The organism is Humibacter sp. (genome assembly GCF_035547335.1).
GTDB lineage: Bacteria > Actinomycetota > Actinomycetes > Actinomycetales > Microbacteriaceae > Humibacter.
The window spans coordinates 39,063-52,588 of record NZ_DASZVF010000080.1 but is presented as its reverse complement, the minus strand read 5'-3'; the positions used below and the strand labels follow the sequence as shown (position 1 = coordinate 52,588).

Annotated in this window: 12 protein-coding genes and 1 pseudogene; 10 read left to right on the top strand and 3 right to left on the bottom strand. The window is 68.3% G+C overall.

Annotated elements, in window-relative coordinates:
• Window positions 1–187: 187 nt before the first annotated feature.
• Both VHB92_RS16185 and VHB92_RS16180 read left to right on the top strand, forming a co-directional pair.
• Entirely contained in the window at window positions 188–349 is a 162-nt protein-coding gene (locus VHB92_RS16185) for a hypothetical protein (RefSeq protein ID WP_325454800.1), read from the top strand.
• The gene (locus VHB92_RS16180) at window positions 349–819 is read left to right on the top strand and encodes a RidA family protein (protein ID WP_325454799.1); all 471 of its coding nucleotides are present in this window, start codon (window positions 349–351) and stop codon (window positions 817–819) included. The genes VHB92_RS16185 and VHB92_RS16180 overlap by 1 nt, the downstream gene beginning before the upstream one ends.
• 5 nt (window positions 820–824) lie before the next feature.
• Here VHB92_RS16180 and VHB92_RS16175 read toward each other — a convergent pair whose 3' ends face one another.
• Window positions 825–1,121, bottom strand: a complete 297-nt coding sequence (locus VHB92_RS16175; RefSeq protein ID WP_325454798.1) for a hypothetical protein — start codon at window positions 1,119–1,121, stop codon at window positions 825–827.
• 246 nt (window positions 1,122–1,367) lie between these two features.
• On the opposite strand from VHB92_RS16175, the gene VHB92_RS16170 reads away from it, so the two are divergent.
• Complete coding sequence (locus VHB92_RS16170) at window positions 1,368–1,928, top strand: endonuclease domain-containing protein (protein ID WP_325454797.1); 561 nt, start codon at window positions 1,368–1,370, stop codon at window positions 1,926–1,928.
• A 310-nt stretch (window positions 1,929–2,238) separates the two neighbouring features.
• Here the strand turns inward: VHB92_RS16170 and acs are convergent, their stop codons facing one another.
• Window positions 2,239–4,215: an acetate--CoA ligase gene (gene acs, locus VHB92_RS16165; RefSeq protein ID WP_325454796.1), complete on the bottom strand. Its 1,977-nt coding sequence runs from the start codon at window positions 4,213–4,215 to the stop codon at window positions 2,239–2,241.
• Window positions 4,216–5,469: 1,254 nt separating this feature from the next.
• Here acs and VHB92_RS16160 point away from each other — a divergent pair.
• The 5 genes from VHB92_RS16160 to VHB92_RS16140 all read left to right on the top strand — a co-directional run bounded on the left by VHB92_RS16160 (window position 5,470) and on the right by VHB92_RS16140 (window position 8,911).
• A complete protein-coding gene (locus VHB92_RS16160) occupies window positions 5,470–6,450 on the top strand; it encodes a TadA family conjugal transfer-associated ATPase (protein WP_325454795.1) in 981 nt (326 codons plus the stop codon).
• Window positions 6,451–6,515: 65 nt separating this feature from the next.
• Entirely contained in the window at window positions 6,516–7,517 is a 1,002-nt protein-coding gene (locus VHB92_RS16155; protein ID WP_325454794.1) for a type II secretion system F family protein, read from the top strand.
• Window positions 7,518–7,876: 359 nt separating this feature from the next.
• Window positions 7,877–8,035, top strand: coding sequence for a DUF4244 domain-containing protein (locus VHB92_RS16150; protein ID WP_325454793.1), 159 nt, complete (start codon window positions 7,877–7,879; stop codon window positions 8,033–8,035).
• A gap of 1 nt (window position 8,036) precedes the next feature.
• Complete coding sequence (locus VHB92_RS16145; protein ID WP_325454792.1) at window positions 8,037–8,552, top strand: TadE family protein; 516 nt, start codon at window positions 8,037–8,039, stop codon at window positions 8,550–8,552.
• On the top strand, window positions 8,549–8,911 hold the full coding sequence (locus VHB92_RS16140; protein ID WP_325454791.1) for an Rv3654c family TadE-like protein: 363 nt from the start codon (window positions 8,549–8,551) through the stop codon (window positions 8,909–8,911). Before VHB92_RS16145 ends, VHB92_RS16140 begins: the two co-directional genes overlap by 4 nt.
• A 44-nt stretch (window positions 8,912–8,955) precedes the next feature.
• Here the strand turns inward: VHB92_RS16140 and VHB92_RS16135 are convergent, their stop codons facing one another.
• Window positions 8,956–9,201 (bottom strand): hypothetical protein, encoded by a 246-nt coding sequence (locus VHB92_RS16135; protein ID WP_325454790.1) that lies wholly within the window; start codon window positions 9,199–9,201, stop codon window positions 8,956–8,958.
• A 607-nt stretch (window positions 9,202–9,808) separates the two neighbouring features.
• On the opposite strand from VHB92_RS16135, the gene topA reads away from it, so the two are divergent.
• Entirely contained in the window at window positions 9,809–12,853 is a 3,045-nt protein-coding gene (gene topA / locus VHB92_RS16130) for a type I DNA topoisomerase (RefSeq protein ID WP_325454789.1), read from the top strand.
• Window positions 12,850–13,524: pseudogene (tmk, locus tag VHB92_RS16125) on the top strand (dTMP kinase); the annotation flags it as partial. The gene topA and the pseudogene tmk, both read left to right, overlap by 4 nt.
• Window positions 13,525–13,526 lie beyond the last annotated feature (2 nt).

Below are 13,526 nucleotides of genomic sequence, written 5' to 3'. Positions count from 1 at the left end.
GCGTGTGGAGGAGGAGCAGAGGGTTCGCGGCGCGGCTCTGCGGGATGTGACGCAGTTGCGCGCGGCATCGCGATGAGGTTGCCTTGGATGCGCTGCCGTCGTGGTGTTCCGCGACTCCTATCGCCGCTCCACGGCAGCGTGATCGACACAGCAGACCCGCACGCCGGTGCGCGAGAAAGAAGGACCCATGCTTCGGTGGGAGTACATGACCACGCCGCTCATCGTGCACAACACGGCGGCGATCCTGAACAACTGGGGCTCCGAGGGCTGGGAGCTCGTGCAGGTCGTGAGCGGCCCTGAGGGCGGGCTCGTGGCCTACCTGAAGCGTCCGATCTCCGAGGAGGGCTGATGGCGACGCACGAGGAGCGCCTGGCCGAGCTCGGCATCCAGCTTCCGGACGTCGTGCCGCCGGTCGCGGCGTACGTGCCCGCGATCGTCGACGGTTCCCTCGTCTACACCGCCGGGCAGCTGTCGATGGTCTCCGGCGCTCTGCCGCTCACGGGCAAGGTCGGCGACGGCCACGGGCTCGTGCCGGCCGACGACGCTCGCGATCTCGCCCGCACCGCGACCCTCAACGCCCTCGCCGCCGTGAAGTCCGTGATCGGGTCGCTGGACCGGATCACCCAGGTGGTGAAAGTGACGGGATTCGTCGCCTCCGATCCGTCGTTCACGGGTCAGCCCGGTGTGGTCAACGGGGCGTCGCTGCTTCTCGGCGAGATCTTCGGCGACGCGGGCAGGCACGCCCGCTCGGCGGTCGGCGTGGCGGTGCTCCCGCTGGATGCGCCGGTCGAGATCGAGCTCATCGTCGCGTTCGAGTAGCCGCTCTACGTGCCGCCCGCCGACGGCTCGCCGTGCGAGCCGTCGCCGCGCCAGCCGTCGCAGTCGGCTGATTCGCGGTACACCGCAGTTTTGACGATTCGCCGTACGGCAACCGCGCTTTCCGTACGGCGAATCAGCAAGTCACCGGTCTGGCGGAACACGCGGCTTTCCGTCCCCAGCGGTCGGAAGCCAATGTTCGGGTACACATTCGTCTGGCAGGCAGCCATCCCGTCTGAGTCGGGGGTGACGATGACGAGGTGGATATCGCCGGTCTGGTCAGAGCGCACGGTGGCGTCATGCATCGTCGTTCGCTGCGCGGATACGGCATGTCGGCGTATCGCATCCGAGCTGCCGCAGCATCTGGCGAGATCCTCCTCCTGGGTCGCGACCGGGTTGCTATACCCGAGGCGTCAGCTGAGCTGCGGGCAGCCGCCGCGCTGGGTCTGCGAGTCAGCTGCGTGTCGGCAGCGCGCCTGTGCGGTCTGTGGGCGCGGTCGGTTCCTCGGCTCCATGTCTCCGCTCCGCGCGGCTTTTCCCCACACCGCCCCATGCCGCACTTCGTGGTGCACTGGGGTCAGCTGCCGAGGCCGGCCGGTCGGGATGCTGCGATCGAGCCGGTTCTGAATGCGCTCGTTCACGTCGTGCAGTGCCAGCCTCTCGACTACGCCGTCGCAACTCTCGATTCGGCGCTGCACAACAGGCGAACGTCGCTCGAAGAGTTGAATCAGCTGGCGCACGTGCTCGGCGGGCGGTTCGCACGGACGGTCGCCCTGGTGGACGGACGCGCGGACGCCGGTGGAGAGTCGCTGATGCGGGTGAGACTCGCAGCGAGCGGCATCGTCATGGTGCCGCAGGTTTACGTGGACGGCCATCCCGTCGACGGTCTGATCGGCAGTCGCCTGATAGTGCAAGTGGATGGCTTCGAGTTCCATGGCGATCCCGTGAGGCGAGCGAGAGACCTGGCCCAAGATCGCCGGCTGAACCTTCAGGGATACACCGTTTTCAGGTATCCCTCGCACGCCGTCGAGAACAGATGGCCCGCAGTCCAGGAAGAGATCTTGGATGCCGTCGCCCAAGGCTTGCACGAACGTCCCCGCCGTTCACGTTGACCGCGCTCGGGCTCCAGGCCACGGTGTGGTGTGCCCCTGACCAAGTCACCTGCGACTGATTCGGTCCCGTTCCAGTGACGTCGAACGACTGCTGCCGCCGACTTCGTCGTCTGCAGCGGCCGACTTCATCGTGTGCTGCGGCGGATTTCGTCGCATCCACCGTGCGCCCTACACCGGACTTTTGACGATCCGCCGTACGGAAACATCGCTTTCCATACGGCGAATGGTCAAAAGTCCGGCGTGGCGTGACGTCGCGCCGCGTGACGCCGGGCACTCGGCGCGGTGCGGCGAGACGCGGCACCGCGGCGTGTCAGTCCTCTGAGGGCGCAACCCCGCCGGTGAGCTTCTCGGTGATGATCGACATCACGGTGGTGTCGGCCAGCGTCGTCGTGTCGCCGACCGGGCGTCCCTCGGCGACATCGCGCAACAGCCGGCGCATGATCTTGCCGCTGCGGGTCTTCGGCAGCTCCTCCACGACGTAGATGTCACGGGGACGGGCGATCGCGCCGATCTGCTGCGAGACGTGCGAGCGCAACTCGGAGTTGACATCCGTGGCGCTCGCCGCCTCGCGCTGGTTGCCCTTGATGATGACGAACGCCACCACGGCCTGTCCCGTCGTCTCGTCAGAGGCGCCGACGACGGCCGACTCCGCCACGAACGGATGCGCGACGAGGGCCGACTCGATCTCCGCCGTCGACAGACGGTGGCCGGAGACGTTCATCACGTCATCCACCCGGCCCATCAGCCAGATGTCGCCATCCTTGTCGCGCCGGGCTCCATCGCCGGCGAAGTAGACATCGCCGAACTTCGACCAGTACGTCTCCTTGTACCGCTCAGGGTCGCCCCAGATGCCGCGCAGCATCGACGGCCACGGCTCGGTGATCACGAGCAGGCCGCCCTCGTCGGCGCCGACGGGCACACCGGCATCCGACACCACGTCGACCGAGATTCCGGGCAGCGGGATCTGCGCGCTGCCAGGCTTCGCTGTCGTCACACCGGGCAGCGGCGAGATCATGATGCTTCCGGTCTCCGTCTGCCACCAGGTGTCGACCACGGGCGTGCGGTCGCCTCCGATGACCTCCCGGTACCAGATCCACGCCTCGGGGTTGATCGGCTCTCCGACCGAGCCGAGCACGCGCAGCGACGACAGGTCGTACTGCTGCGGGATCTGCCGTCCCTGCTTCATGAAGGACCGGATGGCCGTAGGCGCCGTGTAGAAGATGCTCACCTTGTACTTCTCGATGAGCTGCCACCAGCGTCCGGGCTGGGGGAATTCCGGAGTGCCCTCGTAGAGCAGCTGCGTCGCGCCGTTGGCGAGCGGGCCGTAGACCACGTAGGTGTGTCCGGTGACCCAGCCGATGTCGGCCGAGCACCAGTAGACGTCGGTCTCCGGATGCAGATCGAAGACGTTCTTGTGCGTGTACGCGGCTTGCGTGAGGTAGCCGCCCGACGTGTGCACGATGCCCTTGGGCTTACCCGTGGTCCCGCTCGTGTACAGGATGTAGAGCGGATGCTCGGCGGCGAACGCCTTCGCCTCGTGGTCCGCGTCCACGAGTGGCAGCTCCTCGTGCCACCACAGGTCGCGACCCTCGACCCATTCGACGTCGTTTCCGCCGCGGCGCACCACGAGCACCCTCTCGACGTTCGTTCCACCGTCGGCGAGCGCCGCATCCACCGCGTTTTTGAGCGGGAACACGGATCCCTTTCGGTATCCGCCGTCGGCCGTGATCACGAGCTTCGCGTTGGCGTCGTCGATGCGCTGCCGCAGGCTGTCGGCGCTGAAACCTCCGAAGACGACGGAGTGGACGGCGCCGATGCGCGCGACGGCCAGCATCGACACCACGGCCTCGGGGATCATCGGCATGTAGATGGCCACCCGGTCGCCCTCCCGCACGCCGAGGCTCGTGAGCAGGTTCGCGGCGCGCTTCACGTCTGCCGTCAGCTCCGCGTACGTGATGGTGCGGCTGTCGCCGGGCTCGCCCTCCCAGTGGATGGCCACGCGGTCGCCGTTGCCGGCGAGCACGTGACGGTCGAGGCAGTTGTAGGCGACGTTGAGCTCGCCATCGTCGAACCATTTCGCGAAGGGAGGATTGGACCAGTCGAGCGTGCGTGTGAACGGCTTGTGCCAGTGCAGCAACTCGCGGGATTGGTCAGCCCAGAACTGCAGACGGTCGGCCCTCGCCTGCTCGTACAGCTCTGGTTTGGCGATCGCATTCGCTGCGAAGTCCGGGTCGGGGGCGAACCGGCGCGACTCGTGCAGCAGGTTGTCGATCGTGTCTGAAGACATGGATTTCGCTCCTTCGCGAGGTGAGACAAGGGGCGGCTGGCGCAACGCTGACGACGATACCGTTTGCTCCGTTGCGTCGCGAACCGGCCGACGGATGCCCGTCACACGCCGCAGTATGGGCCGCGTTGGCCGCCTCGCGGAGGTGCCTCAGGTGCGCGATGGAAGCCTCCGGATGCCCCGTTCTCGGCAGTGGAAAATGCCTCTTGCGCGATAGGTCGCATGGCGTACACTAGCCATCGGCCGAATGATAATTCTGGCGTGCGACGAGAGCGATTCCCCCCAATCCCTCGTCGCTGAGGCGGCACCTGTTCCCCCCAATAGGTGCCGCCCCTTGCATTTAAGCCGTGCGGGCTTCAGCGGTGGCCGTCGGCGCGCGACTCGTACTCGTCCTCCCCAATGGCGCTGCTCGCCCGATACTGCACGGAAGGGCGCGAGGCGGCGAGAGGCGTCCGGCGCGATCCGTAGTGTCCCGACATGCCCGTCGCCTCACGATCCCGTTCCAGCACCGTCCCCTTCGTTCCCCGCCCTCCCGCGCAGCGCGTGCGGGGTCCGGCGCCGTTGCTCGGGGGATCGAGGCCGGAACGACCGCCTGAGGGTCCGCCCGGCGACATCGTCGTCGGCCGTGACGGCCTAACTGGAGCTAGCGTGCCGACGGTGCGGGAGGGAGGCGATCGCTGGCACTCGTCCGGCGACCGACTCCGATCCCCATCGCGAGGGTTCAGGCCGATGGGACTCCCGCCGCACGACGTCTCCACCGGCAGCAGCTCGGCCGAAAGAGCCGCGACGAGCAACGTGGTCGCGCACACCGCTGCGCCCGCCGGATTCGTACCTAGTGGTGGGGATCCCGGTCGCGCTCGCACCGGCTCTCGTGCGCCCTCCCGTGAAACGCCATGGCCCGGTGGTCTGCGTCCGTCACGCGCCTCCGCAGAGCAGGGCGGCCGCGCGGATGACGCTGCGGGCTGGTGGGTGCGCGATGGCACCTCAGGCGACGGTGGTGGGATGGCCTCGGGGTCACCCGCCGCACTGAGCCATTCTCCGGGCCGCTTCGCACCGGGTCCTACTCCGGGTCACTCTGCATCAAGTCATGCTCCCGGTTACCTGGCACCTGATCGTTCTCCCGGTGTGGGCCGTCTGACGGCACCAGGGGATGACGGCACCGTCCGACGATCTAAGGCGCCGGCCCGCGGCGCTGTCGCGCCAGGTGAGACCTCGTCGAGCAAATCTCTGGAAGACGACGCGGAGGTTTCGGGGGCGATGCTCGAGCGATCGGATCGCGACCTGGGCACGAGCGAGGGCCGGCAGCATCCGATCGACTGGGCGGCCTTCGGACCGCTGGCGCCGTACGTCGCGTCTCCGGAGGTCACCGACGTGTTCGTGAACGGGCCCGGAGGCCTCTGGATCGATGCCGGCTCGGGCGCGGTGCGGGACCTGGCCTGGTCCTGCGACGAACGCACTCTTCGTGGGCTCGCCGTGCGACTCGTCGCGCTCGGAGGGCGGCACGTCGACGAGGCGAATCCGTGCGTGGACGTGCGGCTCGCCGACGGCATCCGGGTGCACGTCGTGCTGCCGCCCATTTCGACGAACGGAACGCTGATCTCGATCCGCGTGCCACGCGCCCGCCGATTCGCATTGCACGACCTCGATGCCGCGGGCATGCTCGGCGTCTACCGTCAACGCCTCGCCGAGGCCGTGCATCGGCGCGCGAACCTGCTCGTCACCGGCGCAGCAGGAAGCGGAAAGACCACGCTCCTGTCGGCCCTGCTCGCCGAAGCGCCAGAGGAGGAACGCATCGTCTGCGTCGAGGATGTCGCGGAGCTGCACGTGCAGCATCCACAGGTCGTGGCGCTGGAGGCACGGCAGGCGAATCTCGAGGGAGCCGGAGCCATCGGCCTGGACCGCCTGGTTCGCGAGGCCCTGCGGATGCGCCCCGACCGTCTCGTGGTCGGGGAGTGCCGTGGTGCGGAGGTCCGCGACCTCATGTCCGCCTTGAATACCGGGCACGACGGCGGAGCCGGCACCCTGCATGCGAACTCGATGGAGGATGTGCCGGCCAGATTGGAGGCGCTCGGTGCGCTCGCTGAGATGGATGCTTCGGCGGCGGCCCGTCAGGCGGTCAGCGCATTCGACCTGGTCGTGCACCTGGAACGCGTCGCGGGCGTGCGTCGTGTGGCGCATTGCGGCGAGTTCCGCCTCGACGCGGGCGGCCGGCTGTCGGTGCAGGAGCTCGCGCCGTGAGCCGGAGGACGACGTCCGCGGGTCGGGCTGGCCGGTCTGGCGAGACGGGAGTTGCGCGACAGCCAGTGAAGTCGAAGCGACTCTCCCGACCGGCTGTCGAGGAGGTTGCGGATGCCGCACAGCGGCTGGCCGTGCTCCTGGCGGCCGGGGTGCCGCCCGGCGCGGCATGGAACTACCTTGCGGAGGCGAGCGGCGACGATGGCGGACCGAAAGAGACCCCGAACCCTACGAATGCCGTCGTCAAGGCCGCGGCGATCGCGGCTCGACGGGGCGGCGACGTGCCAAGGGCCATCGCAGCCGCCGCGGACGCGACGCGGGCCGGGCCCAGGCCTCGGTTCGGCCGCCCGCGCCAGTCGAAGGAGGTGTCTTTCGCCTGGCGCGGGCTCGCGGTCGCCCTCCAAGTGGCCACCGAGTCGGGGGCGCCTCTGGCCGAGTCGCTGCGCGATCTGGCGTCGGCCTTGCGCGACCTCGGCCAGACTCAGCGCGACCGGGATGCCGCACTGGCCGGACCGCGGGCAACGGCACGCACTGTGCTCGCATTGCCCGCCGTCGGCATCCTGTTCGGTGCAGGCCTGGGATTCGACACGTTGCATGTGCTCGTCGCGACCCCAGCAGGCCTTTCGTGCCTGGGCGCCGGTGCGGCCCTGTTGTTCGCCGCACGCTCCTGGAACCGTGCGCTCCTGAAGCGGGCGACGCCGCGGGAACCGATGCCGGGCCTGGCGGTCGAACTCGTTGCGGTCGCCATGTCGGGCGGCGGGTCCGCGCCTGGCGCTCTGACCCGCGTGGCTCGCGGATGCTCGCGTTTCGCCCTCGCTCCGCCCGATCAGGATGCCGTCCACTCCGTCTTGAACCTGGCCCAGCGCGCGGGCGTCGGCACCGTGGAACTGCTGCGGTCTGAAGCCGAGCAGGCCAGACGGGATGCCCGCAGCGCCGCGCAGGCCGCATCGGCTGCGCTCGGCGTGCGCCTCATGGCGCCGCTCGCCGTCTGCGTGCTTCCGGCCTTCATGCTGCTCTCTGTGGCCCCGCTCGTGATGGCCATCCTCTCCTCCACACTCCACGGCATATGAACACTGCGCACGGATGCCGGGAACGCTCCCGCTCCGTGCGCTCACACCGAGGAAGCTCGGATTCATGGCCGCCCGAACGCCATTCGCCTCGGGTGGCGAGGTACCACGATCAAAAGGAGAACAAGGTGCAGCTGAGAGCAGAACCAGAACGACGCGCTTTCCGGTCCGTCGCGAAGCGACAAGAGGCAGCCATCATCCGGCCTATCCGTGTGCACTCGGGGTGGGATCGATCGTCACTCGAATACCGATTCAGACTGGAGCCGAGATCGCCGCAGCGAGCGCGCTCCGGGGTACGCGGGCTGCGGAATAGCCGAAGCGTCCGATTCGGTCATGCGCAAAGACCCGGCCGGCTCAGCGCATTGCTGGCCGACGAAACCGGATCGGCCACCGCTGAGTACGCGGTCGCGACCATGGCGGCCGTGGGCTTCGCCGGCCTGCTCGTGCTGATCCTCCGTGGCGATGAAGTGCGAGGCATCCTGACCGATCTCGTACGTCGCGCGCTGACCGTCGCCAACTGAGATGACCGCGCACGCAGCGACGAGCCAGCAGGTCGAAAGCGGTCGGGCGCGAAGTGGTGAGCTGCTCGCTCGCCGATCGACGCGGACGCCGGGATGGTCGGGGTCGGTTCGATCGAAAAGTTGGGCGTCGACACGTCTCGGGATGCGCGGAGCCAGTCGGTTCTGCGGGGAACGAGGCAGCGTCACGGCTGAATTCGCCGCGGTGATTCCGGCAGTGCTCCTCGTGCTCGCATTCGGGCTCGGTGCCATCGAGGTCGTGGTGCAGCAGGCCAGGCTCACGGACGCCGCGGCCGATAGCGCGCGGTCGGTGGCCAGAGGAGATAGTGAAGGGCTGATGAACCAGCGAACGGTCGGAGCTGTGGGATCGGCCGCGGTGTCTGTTCGCCGGAGCGGCGACTTCGTGTGTGTCTCCGTCGCGCAACCCGCCGCCGGGCCGGCGGCGCTGACAGGACTCACCGTGCGCGGCGAGGGCTGCGCGCTCGGCGACGAGGAGGCTGACGCGGAGGCCGGGTCATGATGCGCACTCGAGAGCGCGGATCCGCATCACTCGTCGTCGTCGGTCTGCTCGCCGCGCTGCTCTTGACCACGGCTGCTGCAGTCGGCGCGTGCGCCTTGCTGGCTGCCAAGCAGCACGTATCCGCCGCTGCGGATGCCGCGGCGCTCGCAGCGGCTGACGCGGCGAGCGGACGCGTTCCCGGCGCTCCGTGCGACAGGGCGGCACGCGCAGCGCAACTCAACGATGCTGTCCTGGGTTCGTGTGAGGTCGACGGCCCGTTCGCCGTGGTGACAGCAGAGAAGGACGTCGCCGGTGTGACGATCACGGTCCGGGCGCGCGCTGGGCCGCCGGATGCTCGTGAAGCGGGGGATGACCCCTGAGCAGGCGTCGCGTCCCGGCTCCGACGCGTCGCGCGCCACAGCCGTCAGCCGAAGACGGCTTCTATGTAGCGGTAGTCGACGGCCGTCGGACGCTCCGAGTCGCCTGCGTCGGAGGCGTACTCCACGCCACCGGAACGCGTATACACGTACCGCTTGCCTCCGCTGCCTGCGCTGATCTCGATTCGCGGCTGCGGATCGCCGGACTCCAGAAAACCCGTCGTGACGGTCTTGCCCTCAAGCGGTCCGTCGGTCAGCTTCGCGGTGTAGGCACCGCTCGATGAAGTACCCATATCGTCATTGTCCTCCGGCCAGGCAGGGGGTCAACCCTCCCCGTTGCGGTGGCTCGCGTCCGCCGGCGCGCACCATGAGCGTCACGGCGAGCTTGGATGCCGAACCGAGCGGCGCGGGCCTCGCCGCCGGTGCCACGCCGGTAGAACCCTGTGACGGCACACCGCCTGCCGGCGCGAGCACAATTAGGCAGTCAGGCGGCGAACGTGTGTATGGTGTGCCTGATGAGCGGCGCGGCTCTACCTGAATGGGGAGCCGACGGCGCCATCGGGGAAGAGAGCGGGGGGCGCAGCCGCATTTCTGGCAAGGGCGAGGCGAGCGCGCCAACCGGCTCTGCGCATCCCACCGATGACTCTGGCGTGACCGTCCTGCCGGAAACACCAGCAGGAGCGTTCTCACCGAAGGCGGGGCGACTCGGATCCGGGCGGCCATCGAAGGAGATCCCATCGGATGCCACGATGTCGCAGAGCGGGCGAACCGGGCGAGGCGGTCCGCACCCACGTGGCAATGGTTATGAAGAGCAGACGTTAGAAGAAGCAGAAGTCGTTGCACGACCGGCAGTCGCGCCGCGAGCAGCATTCGAGACAAGCAGTCGAGGTAAGGAGACAGGTGCCAGGGAACAAGCTGGTCATCGTCGAGTCGCCGACCAAGGTCAAGTCGATCGAGAAGTACCTCGGCGACGGATACACGGTGGAGGCGTCGGTCGGGCACATCCGTGACCTGATCGAGCCCAAGGACATCCCGGCCGAGAAGAAGCGAGGTGCCTTCGGGCAGTTCGGCGTCGACGTCGACAACGGCTTCGAGCCGTACTACGTCGTGTCCGACCGCGCCAGAAGCGTGGTGTCGAAGCTCAGGAAGCTGCTGAAGGACGCCGACGAGCTCCTGCTCGCCACGGATGAGGACCGCGAAGGCGAGGCCATCGCGTGGCACCTGCTCGAGGAGCTGAAGCCGAAGGTTCCCGTGAAGCGCATGGTGTTCCACGAGATCACGAAGGATGCCATCGAGCAGGCGAAAGACAACACGCGCGAGCTGGACATGTCGCTGGTCGACGCTCAGGAGACGCGCCGCATCCTCGACCGCCTGTACGGCTACGAGGTGTCGCCCGTGCTGTGGCGCAAGGTGCGCCAGGGACTCTCGGCAGGTCGGGTGCAGTCGCCGGCGACCCGGCTCATCGTGGATCGCGAGCGCGAGCGCATGGCGTTCGTCGCGGCATCCTATTGGGACCTCATCGCCCAGCTCGCCGCAGGCGACGACGCGCAGTCTTTCGCAGCCCGGCTGAACCGTGTCGACGGGGAGCGGGTCGCCAGCGGAAGGGACTTCGACGACCGGGGTCGCCTCAAGGGCCAGGCCCGAGTGTTCGACGAGGACTCCGTCCGTGCACTGGCCGACGCCCTTCGGCAACCTTCGACCGCCGTGACCGTCGCCAAACTGGAGACGCGGCCGCTGACGCGCAAGCCGTCGGCGCCGTTCACGACCTCCACGCTTCAGCAGGAGGCCGCCCGAAAGCTTCGGTTCACCGCTCGGCAGACGATGAGCGTGGCCCAGTCGCTCTACGAGAACGGGCACATCACCTATATGCGCACCGACTCGACCGCGTTGTCGGCGCAAGCCGTCAGCGCGGCCAGGGCGCAGGCCAAGGCGCTCTATGGCGCCGATTCGGTGCCGGATGCTCCGCGCACCTTCCCCAACCGGAGCAAGAACGCGCAGGAGGCTCACGAGGCGATCCGTCCGGCGGGTGACACGTGGCGCACACCTGCACAGATGGCATCCGTGCTGCACGGGAACGAACTCAGACTGTTCGAGCTGATCTGGAAGCGGACGGTGGCATCCCAGATGGCCGACGCGAAGGGACAGACGGCGTCGGTCACGATCGAGGCGCGTGTGCGCGAGGGCGCCCTCGACGGCACACTGGCCGAGCTGACCGCCAGCGGCACGGTGATCACGTTCCGCGGATTCCTGCAGGCGTACGAGGAGGGCCGCGACGAAGAGCGCAACGCCGAGACCACGTCGGACGAGGCGAAACTACCGCCTCTGACCGAGGGTCAGGCACTCATCGTCGGCGATGTGGAGGCGAGGGGACACGAGACCTCTCCGCCGCCGCGCTACACGGAGGCGAGCCTGGTCAAGCGCATGGAGGAGCTCGGAGTCGGGCGTCCCTCTACCTATGCCGCCATCATCTCGACGATCGTGGATCGCGGGTATGTGACAGCGCAGGGTCAGGCCCTTGTGCCGAACTGGATCGCCTTCGCCGTCGTGCGGCTTCTCGAGGACCACTTCGGCGACCTGGTGGAGTACGACTTCACGGCGGAGCTGGAGAACAACCTGGACCGGATCGCCGACGGCGAGGAGACACGGGCCGACTGGCTCAAGGGCTTCTACTTCGGCAGCAGCGATCACCGGGGATTGCGTCAGGTGGTCGACAATCTGGGCGAGATCGACGCCCGGGAGATCAATTCGGTGCGGATCGCCGACGACATCACACTCCGGATCGGCCGGTACGGGCCGTATTTGGAAGTGCCGGATCCCGATGCAGGGCCGGATGCGCCGCCGCGGCGCGTGAACATCCCGCCCGACCTCGCCCCGGACGAGCTTACGGTCGCACGAGCACGCGAGCTCATCGAAGCACCCGTGCAGTCCGACCGCGAACTCGGCGTGAACCCTGAGAACGGGAAACTCGTCGTGGTCAAGGACGGCCGGTTCGGGCCCTACGTCACCGAGGTGGAAGCAGAAGAGGCGCCCGTCCCCGATTCGGTGGACATCACGGATGCCGTCGACGAGGTCGTGGATCTCGAAACGGGCGAAGTGCGTCAGACGAAGAAGAAGCCGGCGAAATCCAGCAAGGCGGCCAAAGCGGAGAAGCCGCGGACGGCATCCCTCTTCAAGTCCATGGACCCGGGGACCATCGATCTCGACACCGCGCTCAAACTACTCGGGCTGCCGCGCACGGTCGGCGAGGATCCGGAGTCGGGTGAGCCGATCCTGGCGCAGAACGGCCGATACGGCGCCTACCTGAAGAAGGGCGCCGACACGCGCTCGCTGCCGAGCGAGGACGCCATCTTCGACATCGACCTGCCCGGCGCGCTCGAGCTGTTCGCCCAGCCGAAGTACGGCGCTCGTCGCGCCTCCAGCGCGCTCAAGGAGTTCGACGCCGACCCGGTGAGCGGCAAGCCTGTGCGCGTGAAGGACGGGCGCTTCGGCCCCTACGTCACCGACGGTGAGACGAATGCCACGATCCCGCGCGGCGAGTCCGTCGAGGAGATCGACTTCGCACGAGCCGTGCAGCTGCTCGCCGACAAGCGCGCCAAGGGGCCGGCGAAGAGGCCTGCCGCGGGCCGTCGCACCTCGAGGACGTCGGCCGCGAAGTCGACGGCCAAGACGACGACCGCGAAGTCGGCGTCCGCGAAGTCCACGTCCGCGAAGTCCACGTCCGCGAAGTCGACGGCCACCAAGTCCAAGGCTGCGAAGTCGACCTCCTCGAAGTCGACGTCCGCGAAGTCGGCAGCGGCTGCCAAGCCGACCACCGCATCGGCGGCGAAGAAGGCGCCGGCCACGACATCCGCGAGGAGCACCCGGGCGGCGAAGACCTCTGCGAGGACTTCGGGAGTCTCCGGTGCGGAGACGGGTGGTGCGGAGACGAGCGGCGCTGACTCATGACCGACGACAGGTCCGGTGTGCCCGGCGGGGAGAACGCTGACGAGTCCTCGCACCGTGCTCGGGGCGTCTTCATCACGTTCGAAGGTGGCGACGGTTCCGGCAAGTCGACGCAGGCGTCCCTGCTGGCCAGTCGGCTCTGGGCCGCCGGGTATTCCGTGCTGCACACGAGGGAGCCGGGGGGAACGGATGTCGGCCTCGAGATCCGCGAGCTCGTGCTGCACCACAACGGGCAGATCGTGCCGCGTGCCGAGGCGTTGCTGTATGCCGCTGATCGCGCTCACCACATCGCCACCGTCGTGCGCCCCGCGCTCGAGGCGGGCACCATCGTGCTGCAGGACCGCTATCTCGACTCCTCGGTCGCGTACCAAGGTGTGGGGCGAGAGCTGGACGCCGCCGAGATCCGCGAGCTCTCGCTCTGGGCCACCGACAATCTGCTGCCGGACCTGACGGTGCTGCTCGACATCGACGAATCGGATGCCCGTAGTCGCCTCGACGCTGCGCAGAAGCGGTTCGACAGGCTCGAGGCCGAGGCATCCGAGTTCCACGCTCGCGTGCGCACAGCCTTCCTGGCACTCGCCGAGGTCGAACGCTCCCGGTTCATGGTGGTGGACGGCGCCGGCTCCGCCGAGCACCTGGCCGACGAGATCGGGCAGCGTGTCGAACTGCTCCTGGC